The sequence below is a fragment of the Vreelandella neptunia genome, from assembly GCF_000712975.1.
GTDB classification, from domain to species: domain Bacteria; phylum Pseudomonadota; class Gammaproteobacteria; order Pseudomonadales; family Halomonadaceae; genus Vreelandella; species Vreelandella qaidamensis.
The window spans coordinates 197,748-221,400 of record NZ_JHQL01000003.1 but is presented as its reverse complement, the minus strand read 5'-3'; the positions used below and the strand labels follow the sequence as shown (position 1 = coordinate 221,400).

The 23,653-nt window shown below is 50.4% G+C and carries 18 protein-coding genes; 6 read left to right on the top strand and 12 right to left on the bottom strand.

Features of this window, described 5'->3' with window-relative positions; genetic code table 11:
• Positions 1-31: 31 nt before the first annotated feature.
• Positions 32-1,132 carry an ADP-ribosylglycohydrolase family protein gene (locus tag CR46_RS0109035; protein ID WP_232222364.1) on the top strand — a complete coding sequence of 367 codons (1,101 nt, stop codon included), beginning with the start codon at positions 32-34 and terminating at the stop codon, positions 1,130-1,132.
• A gap of 14 nt (positions 1,133-1,146) precedes the next feature.
• Here CR46_RS0109035 and ovoA read toward each other — a convergent pair whose 3' ends face one another.
• Positions 1,147-3,294 (bottom strand): 5-histidylcysteine sulfoxide synthase, encoded by a 2,148-nt coding sequence (gene ovoA / locus CR46_RS0109030; protein WP_030072073.1) that lies wholly within the window; start codon positions 3,292-3,294, stop codon positions 1,147-1,149.
• 674 nt (positions 3,295-3,968) lie between these two features.
• Between ovoA and CR46_RS0109025 the strand changes: the two genes are divergently transcribed.
• On the top strand, positions 3,969-5,498 hold the full coding sequence (locus CR46_RS0109025; RefSeq protein ID WP_030072071.1) for a sensor domain-containing diguanylate cyclase: 1,530 nt from the start codon (positions 3,969-3,971) through the stop codon (positions 5,496-5,498).
• Positions 5,499-5,592: 94 nt separating this feature from the next.
• On the opposite strand, the gene CR46_RS0109020 is transcribed toward CR46_RS0109025, so the two are convergent.
• The gene (locus CR46_RS0109020; protein ID WP_030072069.1) at positions 5,593-6,366 is read right to left on the bottom strand and encodes an HNH endonuclease; all 774 of its coding nucleotides are present in this window, start codon (positions 6,364-6,366) and stop codon (positions 5,593-5,595) included.
• Positions 6,367-7,297: 931 nt separating this feature from the next.
• Here CR46_RS0109020 and CR46_RS0109015 point away from each other — a divergent pair.
• The gene (locus CR46_RS0109015; protein ID WP_030072067.1) at positions 7,298-8,275 is read left to right on the top strand and encodes a TAXI family TRAP transporter solute-binding subunit; all 978 of its coding nucleotides are present in this window, start codon (positions 7,298-7,300) and stop codon (positions 8,273-8,275) included.
• A 62-nt stretch (positions 8,276-8,337) separates the two neighbouring features.
• Positions 8,338-10,107 carry a TRAP transporter permease gene (locus CR46_RS0109010; RefSeq protein WP_030072064.1) on the top strand — a complete coding sequence of 590 codons (1,770 nt, stop codon included), beginning with the start codon at positions 8,338-8,340 and terminating at the stop codon, positions 10,105-10,107.
• Between the two features lie 25 nt (positions 10,108-10,132).
• On the opposite strand, the gene CR46_RS0109005 is transcribed toward CR46_RS0109010, so the two are convergent.
• Positions 10,133-10,675, bottom strand: coding sequence for a type 2 periplasmic-binding domain-containing protein (locus CR46_RS0109005; RefSeq protein ID WP_030072062.1), 543 nt, complete (start codon positions 10,673-10,675; stop codon positions 10,133-10,135).
• A 436-nt stretch (positions 10,676-11,111) separates the two neighbouring features.
• Between CR46_RS0109005 and CR46_RS0109000 the strand changes: the two genes are divergently transcribed.
• Positions 11,112-12,878 carry a sensor domain-containing protein gene (locus CR46_RS0109000; RefSeq protein ID WP_051690153.1) on the top strand — a complete coding sequence of 589 codons (1,767 nt, stop codon included), beginning with the start codon at positions 11,112-11,114 and terminating at the stop codon, positions 12,876-12,878.
• Between the two features lie 108 nt (positions 12,879-12,986).
• Here the strand turns inward: CR46_RS0109000 and CR46_RS0108995 are convergent, their stop codons facing one another.
• The 6 genes from CR46_RS0108995 to CR46_RS0108970 form a co-directional block, all read right to left on the bottom strand.
• Positions 12,987-13,298, bottom strand: coding sequence for a zinc ribbon domain-containing protein (locus tag CR46_RS0108995; protein WP_198023717.1), 312 nt, complete (start codon positions 13,296-13,298; stop codon positions 12,987-12,989).
• Positions 13,299-13,499: 201 nt separating this feature from the next.
• On the bottom strand, positions 13,500-14,027 hold the full coding sequence (locus CR46_RS0108990) for a hypothetical protein (RefSeq protein WP_030072055.1): 528 nt from the start codon (positions 14,025-14,027) through the stop codon (positions 13,500-13,502).
• A 24-nt stretch (positions 14,028-14,051) separates the two neighbouring features.
• Complete coding sequence (locus CR46_RS0108985) at positions 14,052-14,891, bottom strand: hypothetical protein (RefSeq protein ID WP_030072054.1); 840 nt, start codon at positions 14,889-14,891, stop codon at positions 14,052-14,054.
• Positions 14,892-15,824, bottom strand: coding sequence for a hypothetical protein (locus tag CR46_RS0108980; protein ID WP_030072052.1), 933 nt, complete (start codon positions 15,822-15,824; stop codon positions 14,892-14,894).
• The gene (locus tag CR46_RS0108975; RefSeq protein ID WP_030072050.1) at positions 15,821-18,679 is read right to left on the bottom strand and encodes a hypothetical protein; all 2,859 of its coding nucleotides are present in this window, start codon (positions 18,677-18,679) and stop codon (positions 15,821-15,823) included. The genes CR46_RS0108980 and CR46_RS0108975 overlap by 4 nt, the downstream gene beginning before the upstream one ends.
• Positions 18,679-19,098 carry a hypothetical protein gene (locus CR46_RS0108970; protein ID WP_030072048.1) on the bottom strand — a complete coding sequence of 140 codons (420 nt, stop codon included), beginning with the start codon at positions 19,096-19,098 and terminating at the stop codon, positions 18,679-18,681. The genes CR46_RS0108975 and CR46_RS0108970 overlap by 1 nt, the downstream gene beginning before the upstream one ends.
• A 575-nt stretch (positions 19,099-19,673) precedes the next feature.
• On the opposite strand from CR46_RS0108970, the gene CR46_RS18135 reads away from it, so the two are divergent.
• The gene (locus CR46_RS18135) at positions 19,674-20,039 is read left to right on the top strand and encodes a GFA family protein (protein ID WP_198023716.1); all 366 of its coding nucleotides are present in this window, start codon (positions 19,674-19,676) and stop codon (positions 20,037-20,039) included.
• A 72-nt stretch (positions 20,040-20,111) separates the two neighbouring features.
• Here CR46_RS18135 and CR46_RS17950 read toward each other — a convergent pair whose 3' ends face one another.
• From CR46_RS17950 to CR46_RS0108950, 3 genes are all read right to left on the bottom strand, one after another.
• Positions 20,112-21,236: a GGDEF domain-containing protein gene (locus CR46_RS17950; protein ID WP_051690152.1), complete on the bottom strand. Its 1,125-nt coding sequence runs from the start codon at positions 21,234-21,236 to the stop codon at positions 20,112-20,114.
• Entirely contained in the window at positions 21,233-21,769 is a 537-nt protein-coding gene (locus CR46_RS0108955; protein ID WP_030072044.1) for a molybdopterin-dependent oxidoreductase, read from the bottom strand. Before CR46_RS0108955 ends, CR46_RS17950 begins: the two co-directional genes overlap by 4 nt.
• A 225-nt stretch (positions 21,770-21,994) precedes the next feature.
• On the bottom strand, positions 21,995-23,617 hold the full coding sequence (locus CR46_RS0108950; protein WP_030072041.1) for a serine hydrolase: 1,623 nt from the start codon (positions 23,615-23,617) through the stop codon (positions 21,995-21,997).
• Positions 23,618-23,653 lie beyond the last annotated feature (36 nt).

Genomic DNA, 23,653 nt, shown 5'->3' with positions numbered 1-23,653 from the left:
CCGCCAGTCCTCACCAACGTAAAGGCCCCTTATGACAAATGCCACGTTAATGACAAATACCGCGTTATCAAGAGCACGCGCTGCACTCAAGAACCTGTTTATTGGCGATGCATTAGCCATGCCCGTCCACTGGTTCTACAACGTTCACGATATTGACCGTGCCTTTCCAGACGGCATCACCACCTTTGAAGCGCCGCCTGAGTTTCACCCATCGTCGATCATGTCGATGCACTCCACCAGCAGCGGCGGCCGCAAGCGCTCCGGCAGCCCGCAGCCCGAGATCGTCGGCGACGTCATACTCAAGGGCAAACAAGGCTACTGGAATCGCCCGAATGTTCACTATCATCAGGGCATGCAACCCGGTGACAACACCCTGAATGCCCACTGTGCGTTAACCCTGATGCACAGCATGGCAGAAACTGATCAGCATTATGACAGCGACGCCTTTCTTGAAGCTTACATCCAGCTGATGACCGCCGAAACGCCCGCCCACCCGGATACCTACGCGGAATCCTACCATCGCGGTTTTTTTGCCAACCTGGAAAAAGGTTTGTCGCCCAAGCAGTGTGGCGCCGTGACCCACGACACCCCGTCGATTGGCGGGCTGGTGACCATAGCACCGCTGGTCATTGGTGAACGCTTGAAAGGCACCTCATTAGCGGATACCCGCAAACTTTGCCGTCAGCATCTCGCCCTGACCCACCCGGACACCTTCTTGGCGGACGTGTGTGATGCCTATGTGGCGCTGATCGATAACCTGCTGTTCAGAGATACGGACGACCACATAGAGGAAGCGCTGCTTAACGCCACCCGCAGCCTGGCAAAGCGTGAACTGACTACTCTGGTAAAAAGCCAGCATACCGAGCGAGAAGTGATTGGTGGGGTGCTATCAACGGCCTGCTATATCACCGATGCCTGGCCAGCCGTGCTCTATCTGGCATGCAAACACCACGATAACCCGATGAAAGCCTTGCAGATCAATGCTGAAGTGGGCGGTGACAACGTTCACAGAGGGGCCGTGCTGGGGGTCTTGCTAGGGTTGATCAACGCTGAAGCGGCTGATGAAGTGTTATATGCCCGATTAACCGAACAGGCGTCGATTAACCGGGCGATTGAATCCTTAGTAGGCTAAAAGCCAGTCAAAGGCTAGGAGCGACGCTCCCATAAAGTCACTTCCGAGAGGCTATGCTGATATTTATGCATGGTCTCTCTGATCACAAAGGGCACCTTTTCAGGCTCGCTGATCATCCGGAAGTGAGGTTCAAGCAGTTCCTTCAGGCCTTCCAGGGTAGTGACATTCTCCCCGTCGCGCTTGAAGCCGCCAATCCACTCCTCCTTGGGCGTGTACTCTTCAAGCCAGGTATAGGGCGAGGCAATCATCAGAATGCCCCCGGCATTGATGCGCTCATGGATGCTCTGCAAAAACTGTGACGGCTTGTACAGGCGATCAATCAGGTTGGCGGCCAGCACCAGATCATAGTGGTTGAACTGCGGCTTGAGGTTGCAGGCATCGCCCTGATGGAAGCTGACGCGCTCCGCTGAATCTTCCAGCCCCAGGCTCGCCAGGGTGCGTTCCTGATAGCTGACCAGCTCGCCTTCCTCAACACGGGTATAGCGCAGCACTTTCTGCTCGGCCATTTCCACCCCCTGGCGGATAAAGTTAGCCGAGAAATCCACCCCATCCACGTGTTCAAACTCACGGGCCAACTCAAAGCTGGAACGCCCGCTGGCACAGCCCAGATCCAGGGAGCGAGCTTTCTGGCGACCAGCCATGCTGGCCAACGCCTTGTTGGCTAGCGCCTGTGGGAAGTTGGCAACCCCGAACCACTCATCGCCATAATGGAACTCAGCGTACTCGGCCATGCGGGCATCGCTTTCATAGTAGGCGCTGGGCATCTTGACTTCGGCATCCGACACCACGTAGCGGAAACCGGCGTGCTGGAAGAAGTGACGGCGGAACGCATATCGGGCGCTGAGGCGCGTTTCGTTGCCACAGGAAATCCACGAACCACCTTTGATCAGGTTATGCTGGTTATCAAAGGTCGGCGTAGTGAAATCATCGTACAGCGGATGAACATCAAAGCCCGGGAACGGATAGGTCGGCGTCTCAACCCATTGCCAGACGTTACCCACCACGTCAAACCACTGGCCGTGCTGGAAGCGGGTCACCGGGCAGGAAGAAGCACCGTGATCCAGGTGCAGGTTGGCATTGGCAGGGGTATCGTTTTCCAGCTCGGACACACCGGCCTCCTCGGCCAGACGGTGCCACTCATCTTCAGTCGGCATGCGCACCGGCTGGCCGAGCTGTGCACTCTTCCAGTGACAGAACGCCTTGGCTTCGTGAAAGTTAACTTCTACCGGCCAATCCCAAGGCATTTCCACTTCTTCGGTCATCAGGCGCAGATGCCACTCGTTTTTCCACACCCAGAAGGTCGGGTGCGTTGCCTTGGCAAAGTTGCGCCAGCCCAGCCCCTCTTCTGACCAGAATTCATCGCTCAAATAGCCACCAGCCTCGACAAATTCGAGAAATTCACTGTTGCTGACCAGGAACTGGCTGGCCTTGAATTCGTCCACTTCAGCCTTGTGATGGCCGTACTCGTTATCCCAGCCGTAAAAGGCATCATCGAAATCCTTGCCCAGGGTGACTTCACCCCCCGGCACGGTAATCAGGCTGTTTTCCGGCGGCTCACCACTGATACGCACCGGCTCCCACTCTTTCTGAGGGGTTACCAAATGGAGCAGCTGCTGGCGGATCAATACCGACGATGTTTCCAAGTGAATCCGCTCGTGCTCGATGCCCATTACAATCGGCCAGAAGGGGCTGTCCCAACCGATTGGAAGCGAAAGCGGCAACTCACGAATCAGCTGCAATACCGCAGCGCGCACCTTGCCACGATAGGCCATGACCTCATCCACCGACGGCCATTCGTAGTGATCCTCGTTGAGGTCATCCCAGCTCATTTCATCAACGCCCACAGCGAAAATAGACTCCATATTCGGGTCTATCCGCGTAGGCAGCAGTTTGGCTAGCACCAGCTTGTTGACGAAGAAGGTAGCGGTATGCCCGAGGTAAAAAATCAGTGGATGCCGTAAGGGGATTGACTTGCGAATATAGGATTCTTCGCTGACCAGGGTGGTAAACAGCGACTCGTAGCGGTCGAAGGTCGCGGTAAAGCAGGCCTCGATTTCTCTACGCGTTGCGTCGGGATCGCTACCTGCAAGCATCACGGTGCGTGGAAAAAGGTCAGGTAATGTCGATGCTGGTAATTCGGAGAGGGAGCTTGGAGAAGTCATAGTTAAGAATGCCTTTTATCTTTAAACGACGATGGTTTTTTATGACAGTTCTTTTACAGAAGCCCTGGCTCAGCATAAAACTTGGACGCTAGCAACTGGCGTTCTTACCACGCTCACCAATTTCACCAGCTACCGCACTTCATTAAACTCGTCGCATCTACGTTGCAACCGCTGAACTTAGGGCTAATAAAATTCAATAGCCAAATCGTTAAAAACCAAAACTTAGACAAAAGCTACCACTAGTTGTACAAAAAAGCTCTAAAACCAGCAAATATTTTACGTTAGCGTTTGTAGGGGCTTGGTTAGGGTCAGGGTTTCGAAAGGTTGCATCATAGGCCCTGCCATGTCAGGAAGCTCGGGAGCGCTATCCTTACGGCAGGCAATACAGGTGGCATTGCCATCACTGATAGTGACCGATCTTATGCGGGATTCTATCCGGTTGTATCAGATAGGAACAAACACTGACCACGGGAGATACGGTTGCTCCCCCATGAATCGACGCGGCTATTCACGCCGCTACTAAATAATGCGTGCATCAAACTCAAAAACATCAAAAGAGTGCTGCCTCTGCCTACCCTCTTTTGCACTTATAGCCTATGCTATAAAACAACTGTTTGATTATAAAAACTATAAAGTACTTACCTCACTAGCCGCACGACCAAAAGGGAGTTGCTATGCTGGCTATTCAACCAACCGACTACAGTGCTCAACTATCGCTTAGCTCTCCACTACCGGACTTTATCCGACAAAATCTCGAAGGCTGTGCATCACTGCCTACACTCCCTTCTGTCGCTATGAATGTTCTCGCCACTGCAAGATCTCCACATGCTAATGTCAAAGCCTACGCGGATGCTATTGAGAACGATCCGGTTCTCACTACACGCCTGTTGGCGTTAGCAAATAGTGCCTACTATGCACGCAGCGCTCCGCCCATCAGTAGCTGCCAAGAAGCGGTGGCTTGTATTGGGCTAGACACTACCTTAGCAGCCACCCTTAGCTTCAGCCTATTTCGTCAGAAAGGGGCAAATGCATATCTACAAAGAGTTTGGAGTCGCTCGCTCATTGCTGCCATCGCCTCACGTTATCTTGCGGATCGCTTGTGCCGATCAAAAAAAGGGTTCGTTTTCACAGCTGCCCTTTTGCAAGATATTGGGGTGTTAGCCCTAGAGTCTCTTTATCCAGATGAAATGGAGAGTGTCTATGAAACGCCGATGGTCTTTCATCCTGAGCTGAGTCATAACGAGCAAGTGCTATTCGGTTGTGATCATGCCGTTGTGGGTGCTTGGCTTGCGGCCAAATGGGGAGTCCCCACTACCATTGCAGAAGCTATTCAGACAAGTCACCTAGACTTCTCCGCGACATCAGCGGAGCAATTATGCATCCGGCTATCTGGGCATATTGCTGATGCTTGGCTCTCACCAGCGCCAGCACAAGCGCTGGTAACCCTGATGAGAAAATTGGAAGGCCACCAGTTAGTAGAGCATATAGAACTGGGAGAGCTTCTGAACAATATTGAGACACAGCTTCCCAGCCTAGCCAATATTCTCGATATTACAGCCCCTACCCAGCGCGATAATGAAGCGCTACTGGCAGAGGCTCAGCAACTTTTGTTTGAGCAAACCCTAGATTTGAGAGCACGCTTAGATCAACAGCAAAAAGAACTGGCCCAACTCCTTGAGCGACAAAACGATCTAGAGTCACGGAGCCGCACCGACTCACTTACAGGAATCGCCAATCGGGGATGGTTAGAGGAGCAGTTAGATAAGCGATTTCAGAAATGCCGGGAAGATGATGGTGCGCTTTCAATCATATTTATAGATATTGATCACTTTAAAACCATCAATGATCAGTTTGGTCACGCTGCCGGAGATAGGGTGCTGGTGAGTTTTGCTAAGCTTCTCAATGCAAGTGTTCGCGATGGCGACCTTGCAGGCCGTTACGGCGGTGAAGAGTTTATGGCTATATTACCTGGAGAAAACGCAAACGGAGCCAGAAAATTTGCCCAACGTGTTGCCTATCGGCTTCAAAAACAACCAATGGCATGGTGTGAAGACCGTCCAATTCATGTGACTGTCTCTATCGGTATTGCCTGTCTAGAAGATGGAGGGTTTGCCAGTGCGTCTGAGCTCGTTAATGCCGCTGACCAAAGCATGTACTTCATTAAACATAATGGTCGTAGTGGTATTGCCGTATACGGACGTTAAATCTAAAACATCGACATTGACCAAGTAGTACCATGCTGGCTGTTACTTCCACCACTTTTGCTGCTGCATGATGGTTTTTACCAAATATCCGTTTTTATCCGAAATGTTGTTTGCGATGGCAGTTGGGACAAAGTGCTATTGCATTTTCAACCGTGTCGTCGCCATTATCCGCTAGGCGTACTATGTGATGAACTTCCAGGTAGGGTGTATTATCTTTTCGCTTTTTAAAAGGGGCATCATTGCCACAGGCTTCACATTTACCCCCTGCTCGTAGCAATACAGTTGCCACTACGTCCGGATTGCGTTTATACGTAGTGATTGCTACAACACATTTCTCAGGCTTTTTATTAGCTTTTTTAAGCCTGAATGCTCTAGCTTTTTCAGATGAATTCAAAGATCTTTCCACTTCAAGATTAAATTTTTCTTCATTATCTTCAATAGTAGATGATCGAGGAAAAACAAGGGTATTCAGCAAATCCACTACAGCCTTATTTAGACTGCTTTGAAATGAAACGCCTTGTCTACAAAAATGTCTTTTAAAATTAGACCACCGCTTATCGCCTTTAATCTGAGGCAGCTGCCTACTTATTTTATCTTCATCAAGATCAATATACGTTGTTAGTTTTGAAACGTCTTCCAACTTCATTCTATATGGTCGAGCACTTTCTTCATCATAATAGTGACTCACTATCTTAAAAACACCACATAATTGGAAGCAATCTACGCTGGGTCTTTTTTGGATTATAAAAACAAAATCACCACGCCTTGTTTGGCTCTGCTTGCTCTCTTTTGATACACCATAACCAGTGTGGTAGCAAAATTCACTGCCATTTTTAGGACCATGGTATGCATAAAAATAGTTTGGCATTTAATTCTCTACCTATTTTATTGTGGTGTATTTTCGGGGGTTTAACGTATGATGATCGAATGCAAGCATCATAGAAACGTAGCTATTTTTTATTGGAAGTATAAACAAAAGCTGTCGAACACTACTAGTGCTAAAACTCCCCATCCAGATTAAAAAAAGCAGGGATGAGGAGCTTTGATTACCTCAACTTATTGACTGCTTTTTTTGCTGACCGAAATCAATAAGGCCTACATAAAAATGTGTAAGCACCTATGGTTAATGCATTCTTAGTTACAATTTTTATTGTTCAGAAGATGCTTATAGTACCTAATTCTGTTTAAGAGTAAATGTAGAAAGACATCTTTTTTAAGAAATACCGTCACAAAAATCCGCGTAATACGCCTGGCAATGGGCTTCCGTAAGGCTTCAACAGAGCTATTGGCAGCGCCGCTGATGCCTTCAAAGCAGCCGTGTGATGGGCATGGCGAAAATTAGGCTAACTTGCTGTCTAGCGGTTGAGTTTCAGGATTCAGCCGAAGGTTCTTAGCTCTCAACCACTAAAATAGAGCTGATTGTGGCGCACTCTTTAGCGGCGCCTTGCAGGCTGCTACTTCACTGCCCGGCGACTCAATACCTGGGCATTGTCAGCCTTATACAAACTAAACATGCGTATGTTTCGAGTACGCTTTAGTAGTGCCCCAACTCTTGGCACTGCTAATAGCGCATTACCTGCTTGCGAGATAATGCAGCAGCATTAAGGTCTCAATAATCATCTATGTAATACACGCATGAGTCGTTCCTTAGCACTGGCACCACCCGTCAAAACTTGCACTGGCTTTTCAGATGTCAGATATTGAGATTGGGCTTAGCCAAAAACACCATTGTTCGAAATTTTTTCCTCACTTGAATTCCTATAATAAACGCAACACTGGATACACTCTAAGGAGAGACCATGCTTCCTCGCCAGTCTGGACTGACTCGTCGCCTACTTTTTTCTGCCGTTGCTACCTTCATGGGAGCCGCGTCACTTTCGGCCCACGCGGAGACGCGTGTGACCTATAAATCCGCTTCGGCGGGAACCGCTTATTATCAGATGGGCGTTGAGCTTTCTGAGGCCATTAAAGCGGGCACCGATGGCAATATCGTTATCACTCTGGAAGAGAGCCAAGGCTCAGTGCAGAACGTGATGGAGGTGATGGCACGCCATGGTAACTATGTGTTTACCACGCCGCCGGCACTAGTGACCCAGGCGGCCGCTAGCGAAGGCCCCTTTGCTGAACGGCCTAACCCTCGTTTTGAGGAGATTCGTGGTCTATTCCCAATCCCTGCCATTACCATGCATTTTGTGGTGAATAGCGATGAGGGCGTGGTGGGACTAGACGCATTAGAAGATAAGCATGTGTTAATTGGCCGTGGCACCTTTGGCGCTCGTGAGGCGGAACGCTATCTGGAGCTGTTTGGTTTAATGGATAGCTTGCGCATTGCCAATGCTGAGATTGGTAGCGGCCCTGATGCGCTGAAAAACGGCCAAATTGATGCGTTTGTCACGGCAAGCTCTTTCCCAACACCTAACGTTATCGAAACAGCCGCAAGCATGCCCATTAGCTTGGTGAGCTTGACTGATGAGCAGATTGAGCAGACAGGCTCCGCTCGCCAGACTATTCCTGCAGGAAGCTACCCGGGTATTGATGAGGATGTGCAAACGACGTCTTTACCCGTTATTGCTTACACCACCACCGATATGGATGAAGAAACCGCCTATACGCTAACGCGTACGTTTTGGGAGCGCCGTGAGACGATGGCCGAAGAAACAGCGTGGTGGGGAGGGATTTCTCACGAGATGATCGCGAATATGGCGGGTTCCCTACACCCTGGCGCCATTCGTTACTACGATGAGGCTGGCATCGAGTTTCCTGACCGCCTCCGCTGAAGGTTTTCCTTCCTTACTTCTGGCCGGCCTTAAGGGCCGGCCGTGTCATTAAGGCACTGGTTATGCTGACGACTAACTCTCCGCTCCATCCTGCGTGGGTGGCGCTGGGTGCTATGACGGTTATTTTTCATATCGGTTTGATTTTTTATGGCCTCACACCGGCATTGGTGAGCCGCCCTATTCATATGGCGCTCATTCTGCCGTGGATCCTTATCTTCGCAGCAAGTACGCCTCTGCAGCGCATTAGCGGCTGGGTACTGACTCTCCTAGGCGTGGCTGCGTGTGGGTATATCGCGTTCAATAGCACATCGCTGGCGAACCAGTATGGCTTCGTCTATGGCGACACCCAGATGATCATTGGCGTTTTCTTGATCTTTCTGGCGCTGGAAATGGCGCGTCGGGCGATTGGCTGGCCGCTTCCCTGCGTGGCGCTGCTCGCCTTGGCTTATGCAGTGTTTGGTGACCATATTCCTGGGCAGTTCGGCCACCCTGGCCTTCCAATGCAGAGCTTTGTGGGGACGCTTACCATCGCCGAAGGCGGATTGTGGGGCAAACTGACCGGGGTTAGCGTTGGCGTGGTGGCGGTCTTTGTTATTTTCGGCGCGGTACTTAATGCGGGCGAGGCTGGGCGCGGCTTTATGAATATGGCCAGCGCATTTGCGGGCAGGCTTACCGGGGGTGCCGCGAAGGTATCGGTGATCTCTTCGGCACTGATGGGGTCTATTTCGGGGTCTGCATCGGCGAATGTGGCCTCTACAGGGGCGATTACCATTCCTACTATGCGTCGACTGGGGTATCCCAAATCGTTGGCTGGGGCAGTAGAAGCAGTGGCTTCGTCGGGTGGGCAAATTATGCCGCCGCTGATGGGGGCGGGTGCTTTTGTAATGGTGGAGCTGACGGGCACACCTTATACGCAGATTATGGCGGCGGCGACACTACCTGCCTTGCTATACTTTTTTACCGTATGGATGGGCATTAACGCCTATGCCACACGTCACGATCTTCGCCCTATCGCGGCAAGTGAACAGCCCACTAGAAAAGAAGTGGTCGTCACTTCGCTTTTCTTTGCGGTGCCTTTTGCTATTTTGCTTGAGCGCATTTTCGTTGGCGGATATACCCCGCAATATGCAGCAAGCATTGCGGTACTGGCAGGCGTGTTACTGCTGTTATTTGATGTGACTCTAACGTTCTCATTTCGCCAGTTTTGGGTTCGTTTAGGCGAGGCCGTGGTTACCGCTGGCAAGCAAATAGCCATGATTGGGGCCATTATTATTTGTGCTTCATTGGTGATTGGCGTGCTTTCGCTCACAGGGCTTGGCGTTAAAATCACGTCGGGGATTCTTTCATTATCAGGCGAGATGCTATGGCCAGCTTTGCTCTTAACAGCACTGGCTTGCCTTGTGTTGGGTATGGAAGTACCTACTACCGCTGCTTACGTGATTTGTGTTTCTGTGGCGGGGCCTGCGCTAATCGCCTTGGGTCTGGAGCCTTTGCTGGCACATCTGTTTGTTTTTTGGTTTGCGCTGCTTTCCACCATCACACCGCCGGTATGTGGCGGTGTATTTATTGCCGCAGGCATGGTGGAAGAAAATTGGCTAAAAGTCGCACTGAAGGCTATGGCGCTGGGTATTGGGCTTTATGTGATACCGCTGGCTATGGTGGCTAACCCTGACATTATTGGGCTAGCTACCGCGCCGCTCAGTGCTGGTCTTTATACGTTGAAAGTAGCGGTTGGGCTATCGGCTATATCGTATGGCGTGATTGCCCGGCGAGCCTTTTGGCTGCGTACTTTGCTGGTGATAGCGGGTTTACTGGTCATCTTTTGGGTGTAGCACTAGTTGCCCATTGCGACCTAACTTAATAGACCCTGCTATTGGCGTTCGACAGCGGAGTTCGACCAAACATCACCCAGGTATCCAATGCAGGTCCTAGCTCTTTAACGGTACGCAACTGTTGGGGGTGTTGGGCCTGCACCTCTTGGGCGCATATCCCCGCGTCATACTCACCGTTCAATAGCCCCTCCGACACGTTTACAATCGACGGCTCTTCGATGATTTCTGAATAACCCGAAAGATCTGTGTAAAAGCGCGTAGCAGGCTGTAGCGCTAACGTTTTGGGAGTTTTCACATCGGCCCGTGCAAGGATAGCCAATGGCTTGCTGCCTGCAATGAACGCATCCACAGGAAATACACGATGCATATAGCGGCCCACATAGTGTCCGTGCTCAGGGTGAGCAGTACACTGTAAAACGCGATCTACTTTGTGTTCGAGCAGTGCCTTAAAGGCGTCTTCAAACGCGGTATAAAGCGATATGTTGCCTTGCGGTGCATGTCTGTTGAGATAGCGATTTGCGACCAGCTCATGATTGCTGCCTGCAGGGCCTAGCGTTGCTATAAGCACATTGTCTTCCTTATTGGTTAACGCTTAATCACACGGGTGACTCGCTTTCCTGCTCCGCCCTCCCCTCCGTCCATCGCCTCACCTATGGCGACGGTACCAACCACCGAGGGCGCGCCTGTCATAATAAGATTACCTAGCCTCTGACACCCGTCACTAGAAGTGACTCCTGCCGTTCATTGAGGAGCAGCCACGCAATGTTCGCCACCGCACAGACGATAAGGAATTAGGCGTCTAGCCTGGATTTTGTGGCTTTTTAGCCACAGTCAAGCTGCCATCGGCTTTATTTAAAGTAACCCAAAGTGTCCGCAGCAACCTAAAGCCTAAACACTATTACACCTTGCGAAATCATCAACGGAAGGGCTTAGGTAGCGAACTAGGTATTTCCAGGCTCGATAGTATGGCTTATCGAATACTGATTGTTTACAGGGAGTATGACATGACGTTAAAGAAGCCACAGGGTAACTCAATGGTCGTTGAACGACTCAACTGGCAGGTAAAAAATAACTTATTAAAAAGCTGCGTTTCACGGGCCGAGTTAACACTCAACTCAATCAGTGATGCGATCATCTGCTCAGACCTGCAGGGTAATGTCGACTACATGAACCTCGCTGCAGAACAAATGACAGGGTGGAAACTGGAGCAGGCCCAGGGAAGGTCTATAGAGCAGATCATGCCATTGATACATGACAACAGCTCTGCTGCTTGTCAGAATCCGGTCAGTCTAGTTCTCAAACACAGCGTACCGGTCAGCATGGTACCTGGCACTATGCTAGTACGTCGTAACGGTAGTACGGTAGCAATTGAAGATTCCGCTGCACCTATTAGAGAACCCAACGGCAAGATCAGCGGCGCGGTCATCGTTTTTCATGATGTCACTGCAGCCCTTGCCCTAGCCATTAATATGTCCTATCTCGCTCATCATGACGCGCTTACCCAACTTCCTAACCGCGTACTGCTTAATGATCGTATAGAACATGCTATTAGCCTGGCTGAGCGGCGAGGTAGTTCACTAGCAGTACTGTTCCTTGATTTGGACAAATTCAAAAATATCAACGACTCGCTTGGGCATACTGTTGGCGACAGCCTTCTGCAATCAGTGGCGCAACGGCTATCTGCATGTGTCAGGCACTCAGACACCGTCAGTCGTAGTGGTGGAGATGAATTTGTCCTGCTATTGACTGAATGCCGCAGTACGCAAGATGCCGCCTTAACGGCACATAAACTGCTCGTATCAGTGGCTGACTCATACCAAATTGGCCAACACAATCTGCAGATAACGAGCAGTATTGGCATTAGCGTTTATCCCGACGACGCCCTCACTGCACAAGCGCTGATTAAGAACGCGGACACCGCGATGTACCGTGCCAAACACGCCGGACGGAATAACTTCCAGTTTTTTAGGCAAGATATGAACATCTGGGCACTTGAACGGAAATCCATAGAAAACAGCCTGAAACAGGCATTGGAACGACAAGAGTTTGAAGTATATTACCAGCCCCTCATCAACCTTCAGACCGAAACAATCACTGGGGCTGAGGCCTTACTACGTTGGCAGCACCCAGAATGGGGGTTAACACTACCTGAGCGTTTCATCACGGTCGCTGAAGAGAGCAACCTGATACTGCCCATTGGTCGCTGGATATTACGGGAAGCTTGCTTGCAAGCACGCAACTGGCAGGATGAAGGGCTAGCCATGAGTTCGATGGCAGTCAATATCTCAGCTCGCGAGTTTTACCATGCTGACTTCGTAAGCGGAGTTCGCACCATTCTCTATGAAACTAATCTCGCACCTGGCTGGCTGCAGCTAGATATCACCGAGCGAGTATTGATTCAAGATACCACTACCAGCACTGACATTCTAAACCAACTCAAAGTACTGGGAGTACAACTGGCCGTAGATAACTTTGGCACGGGCTCATCCAGCCTAAGTGAGCTTTTGATGTACCCTATTGACGTGCTCAAAATTGATGGCTCCTTCGTCCACACCATTAGGGAGCGTAATGGCAACAGCAAGGTTGCCAGCGCCGTCATCGCTATGGCTGAAAGCTTCGGCTATAAAGTGATTGCAGAAGGCGTAGAAACACCCGCTCAGCTTGAGTTTCTACGCCATCAACATTGTAATGAAGGGCAAGGGTATTTGTTCAGTGGCAGTGTAGCGGGCGCAGAATTTACGAAGTTAATGCGCACGGGGCTAGCCACTTAAATGGCCCTGGCAGGAGTTCTGCTCAAGATCATCCTTCAGATTCCACTTGCGGTGGACACCCTTGCCGTGTTGGCTAACAGCTACTCCCAACGTCACTGCTCGGGACTTTCACCCTATAGATGTGCGCCATGCCCTTAACAAATTGATGGCCGCGACCTGATCGGCATTAGCTTCGAAGCCGCACTCGGGGCAAGTGCGGCTGGTGTTGAGCGGTGGAACAACGACCAGATGCGTCCCGCGCCAAGCCAGCTTGTAGTCGAGCTGGCGACGGAACTCGTGCCAGCCTTGGTCGAGGATGGCTCGGTAGAGGCCGGATTTGGCGCGGACGTTGCGTCGGACGTTGGCGATGCGTGCCTGAACCTTCTGAACGCGAGCCTTGGCCTTCTTCCAATTGTTGCTGAACGTGGTCTTGCGGCTCATGGCCTGCTGCGCCTTACGCACCTGCTCCCCATTGGGCATCAGTTCTTATTTGAAGGCTTGAAGGCGTTTCACAAAGCACCTCTGGCTGTCTATATATCCAGGATTATAGGGCGTCTGCGCTATCCTACCCCCGCACTAAAAGTACGGGGCATGTCTCGCTTTTGGTCAGTTCAGTGTCGTTGTAACTGCCCCTTCGCGAGTTCAAACGCTTAAATCGCACATCAGCATGGCTTTATCCGCTTCTTCGTCAGTCATCAACTGCGCCTGATAGGAACCACTGTCATGACTCACCAAGGTATACTCAATGTTTGAAAGCCTTTCCTGAACGTCAGCAATGGGCGCTGAAAACTCAATCAAAAGCACACTAATGCCATTTGAGTTACCAAGATAAAAAACAAAGCTTTCAACTGGCAGACCGTAGTACTCACCGTTTTTGGCTGCTAAACGGTAGCCGCTATAATCTGAATTTCGCTCGAAGAGCTCTATTTCCCCAAGACTCTCTTTATAAGCATCCGGCAAGACGATTTCGTTAACCTCCGGGTAGAGCGAACCCTCTGGGTAAGTCACCAAATTTCGGCGTAGTTGGCCCCACTCTTCAGACTGTGCGCAGCCGTCTTCCCACGACTCAAGCAGAGGTGTCCAATCAACTGTTGAGCCTGCCGCAGTGCCGCCGTAAAAAAGCGCGCACCCTAGGACTGTTACAAGCAGTGGCTTATAGGTACGTTTCATTCGGTTCCCTTTTTTAAGTTATAGTTAATCAAATAGGCTGGCAGGCACTGCGTCGGGTGCGCCTTGCTCAAGCCACTTTTGATAAGGCTCTGTATAAGCACTACTTTTATACTGCCAGTGATCCGTAATACTATTGCCTATATTAAATGTAATAGCTCCTGCTGCCTCTGCAGTGGATAGCACGGTGTTTTTTGATACACGACAGTTGCGTCCCGTTAGGCTAGAAAAGCGTTGTGTAAAGTTATCGCCAACAGATGTAACTTCAGGCTGCTTTCCTGAAACAAACCAGGCTTTGCCATGCTCGCCGTAAACGTTTCCACCAAAGCGCACATACAGATCGGCAAAGTGCAGGTATTTAGTTTCATCGTTACAAGAAGCCGTATGTATATTAATGCCTGCGCTTCTTGCTAAGCGCTCCATTAGCTCTTCGTTGCCGCTATCAATCACCGTAAAGTAGCTAATGAACTCCATAGGATCGACAGGCTCAGCACGAAAGCTATTGAGCAGGATTTGCTGTGTTCTTTCATCCCCTCTTAACACAGCATCGTAAAAGCCCATATACAGCGTCGAGAAAGGCATTTCGATGCGAAATGGCGGCTCACCTTGGCTGACTTGCATGGGGCGACACTCACTATCGAGTAAGCGTAGATTGTCACCAATGACTTCCCTCGCCCTGGGCGTCAGGTTTAAAAACGTTGCTACTGTTAACTGCAAAGGCTCAGACGTGCCTGCCTGCCGCTCTTCGATATAGTCAGCAAACGAATAGAGCCGCTCATCGTCTTGGCAGGCAGCCTGGGCGAATGCACTGGTAGGCAGTGAAAACAGCGATATTGCCCCGGCGGCAAATAGGGTCTTAAGATACATTTACTGGCACTCCTGTGGCCGGATAGTGACGCGGCGCGTTACATTAAAGTAGGGATTAATGGGATCTTCGATGGCGGTTGATTCAGCCAATTGGTAGCCATCGCCCTCTTGCTGAACGACTGGCTGCCAACTGCCCCGGCTTGAAATACCTTCTTCTCTGTAAAAGGCTTCCACCATTTCCCAAGCAATGTTTTTATCAACCACAACGCTGGCATTAGGCTCAGCCTGTTCGCCTTGGCAGGCGTTGGTATTTTCAACGTAGATACCTTGGCTAAACACGTTGTCGTATATCTGCCAAAACGCGTTTTCATCCATCACGTTGCCTAAACTGCCGACAAACAGGCGTGCAACTTGTCGAATAGTGTCAACGTTCTGGCCTAATAACCGATAGTGGTCGCCATCCAATAGATAAAATGCCCAGAACCAACGCGCATCAATCGCTGCCGCTTTGGTACCCCGCAAAAATTCCATATGTGCGCCTAGCTCGGGTGTTTGCCTTAACTTAGAAAGCAAAATATCGAGATACTCTTCAAACGGCAGTACCGGATGGCCAATTAGCTCCCCATCAAAGTAATAGACAGGGTTACACTCCATGCTCGCAATCACCATATTGCGTGCTAACAGCGTTTGAACGTTCTCCCCAGCAGACAAGAATGTGCGTAAGGTCACCTGGAGCGGAGCCATATCATCGCCATTGGCTAATGCCTGTAAAGTTCCCCGAGGATCTTCCTGTAAGCGGCTATCATCGCCATATTGGCAGCCATACTGAGCACTTTCCTGGGCAATGTAATAGTGCCAGGCTTGCTTTTGCTCTTCTGTTAATGCTGATTGTGCGAAGGGCTCGACCACCAAGTCGTTAGCCTGCGCAGCAGAAAGTGTTGTTACCCCTACTGCGACGACTCCCGCCCATGTCAGCGCTTTTTTTATGCTCATTCGTGGTTCCTTGTCACTATCACATCTAGCGTTTGGCCTGCCGAGTTGGCTGGCAGTTGCCTCGCCCCAAAAACGCCATAGCGTAAATCGTGCGTTTGTGAAAAGGTGGATACGTCGGTATTGGTGTGGCTGTGATGAACCACAAGCCAGTCACCGTTCGCAAGCACCCCTTGAATGCCTTCCAACGCTGCACCCGAAAGGCTTAATGCTTGAGGACGATAGCCGACTCCCCTGGCCCGCTCACGCAGGCGCTGAACCTCTGCCAGGTTCATACGACGAAGCTGGCTATCCCCTTCTGCTTGAGGTTCACCGTGCTCAGGCCCGAAATAAGCAAGGCCGTACTGACGCTCATGCCGCGCAAAACAGCTAAGCACCTGTGGTGTACTGGCAGCCGCGGTAAAACGGCTAGCCCCTAACACATCGGCAATGTGGTCGGCTTCACGACGCACGGCATGACAATTAACTTCACCCAACAGTGTGGGTTGAAAATGTACCCATAATGCGAGGCCATCTTCATTTCGCTGGATAACACGAGCGAAGTCGGCCGCAAGAGGAATACTAACGGGGCGTTTGGCAATCGCATCGCTACCACAGTCGCCATGACGGGCTGCGCGCCACTGCAGGCTATTTACTCGGCTAATATCCATTGCTCTTGAGAAGTTAGTGAGGCAAGTACCTTCGCCAGTGATCACCGGAGATCGATGGATCGCCCAGTTACCGTCACTCAACTGCTGTACATCAATCAGTACCGCGTGGTGGGGCGTGTTGTTGAGTAACGTAGTCAGCTGGTTTTCTAGCGGCGTCGAAACATCTAAATGCACCACGCTTAACGGCCTATCCTCATCTGGCAAAGCCCCTTGATTGACGTTTTCTTGAATCTCTAGAGGAGAAGAAGGTGAATCGGTTGGCTCAGCCAGTGTTTCTCCCGAGGCTTGCTCAGCAACAACAAGCGTCTCCTGGTCAACACCCCTAGGACGCTCTATGGCATTAGAATCTCCACTGACCAGCGGGGGGGCAATGTAGGTAGCGAAGCGCCCTATTGAATAGATCACCGGCTGAGTGTGAATCACCCACGTGGCAAATAGCGCGCCCCCTGTGGTCATTGAGCGCTGAAATTCTTCATTAAAGTAACGATACGTGGGGGTTTGCGTCACCGCCGCACTACTCAGCATGGGCACAGTGATCACCACCGCCAGCCCACCAACTTTAATAGCATGAGGTAACCAGCGACGCTTGGAACCCATCAGCACAGGAACGCTTGCAGCTAAGCCAATCGCATTCACCAACGCAAAAAACAGAGAAAAACCCATGGCAATGGGGGGCACAATAAGCGCACGAACGTATTGCTTACCCTCTTCTTCGCGAGGCTGACCATTGGCGAGCAGTTGGGCGTCATCATATAACCGCTGACGCTCCGCTTCGGCATACGCTAAATAATGCGGTAATAGCAGTTGGTCTCTGAACTGCTCTGGCGTCAGGTCTAATGTGATGATCATCTGCTCATCGCGCGGCTGTAACGCCTCGTGCAGTTGATCCTGAATTGGCTGAGAGGCAATAAAGGCATCGGCAGTCAGATCAAGCGGCAACGATGCACCTAAATGTTTCTGCATCGCCTGAGCTGCCTGCTCTCCTGCCTCGTGAGACTGCTTTGCAATGACCGCCTCAAAAAATCCCTCACGGTCATTGGCACGCCACGCACTAGGTAGCTCAACATTCTGCGCTAGCATTGCCTGCCTTACCTGGGCAGCAGCGGTGTCACTCGCCACAAAATGTTCATAAGAAGCAGGCACACCTAACACGGTGGCTAGTTTTTCATTCAAATGGTCGTAAGCAAGGTTTTCACAGCGCTGAACGGTTCGCTGCTCAGTAACAAAGCGATTGCCACGACGTACATTCTGGGTCACGACTTCCGGCGCATAACACCAGTCGGTGGGAGCAACATAGTGCCCTAAGTTATCGACCACTTCTTCACGGTAGATCTCTTCAACTCGGACAATACACTCATTTCTAAAACGGCCATCTTCACAGCGTTGCCGAGCGTTAAAGTAAGTTGTCAAACTTCGCTGCAAGGTCAGCACCTGCCGCGTAAAGGCCTCTTCACTCCCTTCTACTTGATTATCTTGCCATTGGCTTAACAAGTCTTCTTGCATGTCTAGCCAAGCTTGCTCTGCATAAGTAGAGATCTCTTGCTGAGCTGACCAATAATTATCTGAAATCGTTTTATACCCGTCCCAGGCATTACCAATAGACGCCTGTAACGTTTCATAGGCTTGGTAGCTTTCTGGTAGCTCTTTACTCGCTTCATTCGTCGCGACTTGATGAATAATGCGCTCTGCCTCCGCCTTGAGGTCATCAACAAAGGCGGGCGAGACAAACGTCATAAGTCCTAATACAGAAAGAAAACTGCGCGTATGCGGTGAATCAAGGTCTTCTTCATCGAACGCAATGCCTTCCAACTGCAGCGAGTTAGTAGCAAGCCCCCGTTTCATCAGAAGAAGATGCTGAGCATCCATGCGTTGCTCGGCAGAAGTGCGATCAATTAATACATCTACTAAGATGCGCTGACCAAAAAACATGACAGGGAAGCCAATAGCAATCGCCAACGCTACCTGTTTGATAAATACGCTGGTTTGCTTATTTTTTAAAGTAATCAGACGTAGTAGTAACAAACTAAGCCCGATACCCGACAGTATCCGCCCTTCTAGCTCTAGCGCACGAACATCACCGCTCGTTAAGCGAGCAACCGATGCATCTACCAAACGGCTGTTAAACGCTAATTCATAAATTAAATAGGCAATATTGAGCACGAAGAGCAGCCAAAGCCAAGCCCTCCCGTTTTTTAAGTAATGACGCATTATTCTCTTTTTTCGCTTGGGACAGTGATAATAACGGGGGCCGTTCGAGGTGCGGTCAGTACCGCCGTACCGCTTGCCGTTTTTAATTGGCCGCGTTCTGGCAAAGTCACAACCACGGCGCTGTCTTCAAGCGATATCAGCGTACCCGCTTGATTCAAATAAGCGCCTTGTTGAATAAAAAAGGCCTGCTCTTCATCAACACCGCGAGCAGCATCGTCAGGCAGAACGGTGCCTTCAATAATGAGTGGATTGCTAGGGGCTATGTTTTGCGAGGAGGAGCAGCTTTCTCCATCACCGCATAACAGCTGTGCAGCGAAATCATCCCAGCTATCAGCATAAACAGGTTGGTTATAGCTCTGAAAGCAGGAAAAGCTGGCTAGTAGGCCGAAAATGACGGCTGTATTTCGGCATGCAGACACACCTACTCCCATAATCGAATTTTTATTGGAATATTAATTATTTTTTATAATTACAGACCCAGCCTGCATAAGTCAACGCTAATCCTCAAGTAAATTAGCCTTATAGGCCGCTATTTTAAGAGCTGAGTGAAAGCCGACGTACTGGCAAAAGCTTATGCAAGCCATCAACCTAAAGCTGCTTGTGGCGTCAACGCCACTCACTTTCAACTTTCAGCATTACGCCAGGATGGCAAGCAGTAGATGGCACGCGCACCGATAATGCAGGCAAAGCAACTACCGCTGTGCTGAGTCTCCCGGCAGCCAATGCGCTAAAGCTATTGACTCTGTCTGGCTGCCGTCGCAGTGAAGTGGCGTTTATTTCATGATGTGAATTTCAGTAAGAAGATAAAAAAGCAGGGAATAAGGCAGGGTGATGGCTCTTGGCTTATTACTGTTGATAATCTACTTGAAAATGCTATTTTGTAAGAGGAATAATTTTTTAAGTGTATAGTATCGATCCATACCTGATACATACCTATAGGCCGATACTTAAGGCTAATAATGTATGTTAATACTATTTATTTTTAGGGGGCATTTTGGATAAAGTAACTGGGTCTTGCCTATGTGGACGCGTTGTTTATGAAGTTGAAGGGGAATACGATTCGTTTGTTCTCTGTAACTGCAAGCGTTGCCAGAAAGGTACAGGATCATCACGTGCAGCAAATATTTTCTTTAAAGAAGAGAAGATAAAATGGGTCAGCGGATTTGATAAAATAAATACTTATCATCATCCCAATAGTTTGCATAGAAAAACTTTCTGTAGTGTTTGTGGATCTGGCTTGCCGACTAGTTTAGAAGATTTTGGATTAGTGTTTATACCTGCTGGAAGCATAGATAGCCCAATAAATCATTCTCCCTCTAAAGAGCTGTTTGCCGATCAACGGCCCGAGTGGGTGAGCTAAATTTTGAGGCCCTGGACGAAAAATCTGAGTGCAACTCCTTTGACGCCCTCCCCTCCATCTCTACACATTTCCCTAACCGAATTCTATCCGGTTGCGACCATGCATTTTCGCTTGATATAAGGCTTTGTCTGCACGTGCATAAAGATACTTAAAAGTAGCTTCGTTTTTGCATGCTATCGCTACTCCTAGACTTATTGTAACTGAGGTGTCAACGCCCAATTGTTTTTGTGTTAGATTGCTCGTCTTTTTGCGCAGTCGTTCTGCTAGCTGCATGGCGCCATCAATATCTGTATCTGGTATTAATATACAGAACTCTTCACCTCCAATTCGAGCTAACACATCTATTTTGCGAGCTTCATCTTTTAGCACTCCCGCAAGAACCTGAAGTATTTGATCACCGGCAGGATGGCCAAATGTATCATTGACATATTTGAAATGGTCAATATCTATAAGAATTAAACCCAGAGGACTACCAGAGCGCTGGCTATGTTTACAAAAACGTTCTGCAAAGCTCAGCAAGTAGCGACGATTGCCTAATTTTGTGAGTTCATCAAACTGACTGAGACGCTTAACTTTTTGGTGTTCGCGTTTAAGTCTAATTAATGAAATTAGAAGTCCTACTATCAGTATCAAGGTCATGAAAGCCAGCACCGATATGGTGCGCCCCAGTCGTTTCATGACAATGCGCTGCTTAGCTGCTTCTGAATGCACCATTCCTTCAAAGGCGCTGTAAATCTGAGCCAAGTCGTTTTCGATCACTTGGCCATCACGCAGAAACTTTTCGGTTGAATCGCCTAAGATAATTCCATCGAGCTGCTGGCGCATCTCATACAGACGCTCCCTAATATCCTGTAACCTAGCCAAAGAGGCATGATAATCTGATTCTGAAAGCTGATTTGTCTGTAGGCTAAAACTGATTCCATCAATATGTTGTGGTATTCGCCATAAAAGATTCTCCAGTCGACTAAATACGTCAGGATTTCTAGGACTATCGCGTAAATCCTCCAAAGCGTTTCGAAACATAACGGCATGCGTCTGCGAGCGTACAATTACTGCTACCAGCGAGGTATAATTAGAACCCATTTGCTGACGAACATGTAAACCATATAACGACATTGCAATAGCAAAAGTACCCGTTACCAGAATGAAAGCTAATCCCAGCTTCCAGCCTATTGACTTGACAATCCCCAACTTCATTGGACGATGATATCTCGAATTGACCAGATCCAATGGGTCATGTCGGCTGTTCCAGCTTGAACAGATTCTGCCTCAGCCGGGACAATTAGCAACATGGGACCAAAGTCAGTCAGCGTTAGAGGCGCTCCGTCGAGGCGGGTAACGAGAAGATAATCTCGCTTGAGACGATCTTCTAAATTTATAAAAACGCTGTAATCGTCATGAGCGATGAAACGAAGCGTTGCCGTTTCATCAATATTTTGAGCAGAGAGCAAATCATTCAGCCATACGCCTGCAAAATTCCCATGCAACCCTTTGAAATGCTGAAAACTTGTAGCATAAAGGGGCAAGGATTCGATGTCGTCACGGCTAATAAAACGGCGTCCTTCCTGAGTATCCATCATCAATATGGGAGCCTCATCTTGTGAAGGAGCAAAAGTGCCAGGAACGGGCTTCACTTCAGCTGCCAGTAAAATTGTAGCAAAGAACACCAGTGAAGCTGAGGGTAACCACCATATGTATTTTTGTAAGCCAAACAACGGAATATTATTCATTATTTTTATAACTCATTGAAAAATTTTTCTATAAAAGTCACTTACTGATCAAAACACCTCCAGCGTATCTTGTATCAAATGATAATGCACAGTCTCTCATGGTAGCTCAAAGTTTGTAACAGATGCTTATGTGCCCTTTAGAGATGGTGCTGAGCCCTGATAACTACCCAACGGTCTGATAGCAACACGGTCCACGCAGTTGATCCAGCACTCAGCTGGGCTGCGTCATGGCCGGTGGAATCCTCCAAGGCCCGCCTCGTTCAGGTGTTCAACGGTCATCATTTCTGCTTGCCTATCCGCGCCCATGGTGAACTCAACCTGTGAAATCGAGCCCTCAGGTTGGTTCTCTGTCACCGGGAAGGCGACAAAGCGATCGCCGTCCCAATGGGTCAACCGAAGGCGTTGTGGTGCAGGGCCAATCTCGAGCACCAAACCATCAGCGGTCTCACGCACCTTAGCCACCCCGAAATAGGCATTGTCATAGTCCCCAGTATAAGCTTCGGCAGGCCGGGCCTCGGAGGGCTCAACCGGGGGTGTCACGCCCACTAGCTTCCCGACTGGGGCAGAGAGCGGTTCGATGCGCGGCCCGTATGCCGACAGCCAGTCGCGCTGTTCCACACCAAACTCTGCGCGATCAAGAAAGCTGGCAGCCAGCGCTTCGGGGAGACCTGTGGGACTGGCATTGGTCAGCACGATGATCCCAAGCCCTAGGTCCGGCAGCATCGAATAGGCAGTCGCCGCGCCAAACGCGAAGGCACCAGAATGGCTTAGCACAATGCGCCCGGTGGGACGTACGCCAACACCAAAGCCGTAGCCATAGGTGCCAGCCCTATCGGCCGCGTCACTTGGATGTCCGCTGATGACATGCGGCGAAAGTGCGGGCACAAGAGCTTCGGACGCAATCAGTTGCTCCCCTTCAAAACGCCCGCTGGAGAGCACCAGTTTCATCCATTTCGCCATGTCTCGCGCGCTGGAACTCACCCCGCCGGCCGGACTTTGCGCATCAGGCTGGCGCAGGTCTGCCACTCGGAAGCCGTTGGCATCCGGCACATGACTCGCGGCGCGATTGTCGCGCGCCATGTAATCCGAGTGGCGCGAACTGGTCACTTCCATACCGAGCGGACCATAAAGCGCCTCTTCCGAGAGCGTGGACCAGTCCTTGCCGGTCGCGGCGGCTACCGCTTCTGCCGCAGCAGTCAGGCCGAAGTTCGTATAGGCGTAATCGGCCCTGAACCGCCCCATGGGCAGCTGCGCCAGCCGTTCCAGCACCGCGCGGCGGTCATAGCCCACATCCTCGAGATCATCACCAGCGTGATCCGGCAGGCCCGAGCGGTGCGCATAGAGATCCCCGATGGTGACATGATTGCTGACCCACGGATCGCCCAAGTCAAACCACGGCAAGTGGTTGCGAACCGGATCGTCCCAACTGACGATCCCATCGGTGACCTGCGTGGCCACCACAGTGGCTCCGACAGATTTAGACAACGAAGCGAGCAGAAAGACTGTATCCGCATCAACCTGTGCATCAGCGCCCTCCGCTCGCAGCCCCCAGCCGCGCATCAGCAGTGTCTCTTCCCCATGCACCACAGCAACGGCGAGGCCCGGTACTCCGGTCCGCTCCAACATATCCTGCACCTGCTCATCCAACGAGGCGACTGCCTTATCGATCCGCGCCTGCGGCACCGGCAGCAGGTTCGCCCGCGCAGGAGAAACCGCCGGGTCCGGCAAGGCAATGGTCGGCAGCGTCTCCGCATGGAGCGGGGCATTGAGTGCAAGCAACGCGGCGGCAGCGCTTAGAACGCCCAAGGCCGACCTCAGAAGGGGGCGTGCGGCTTTCGGTGTGGTCATATCAGGGTCTCCTGTGGGATGGATGGCGCGATGGGC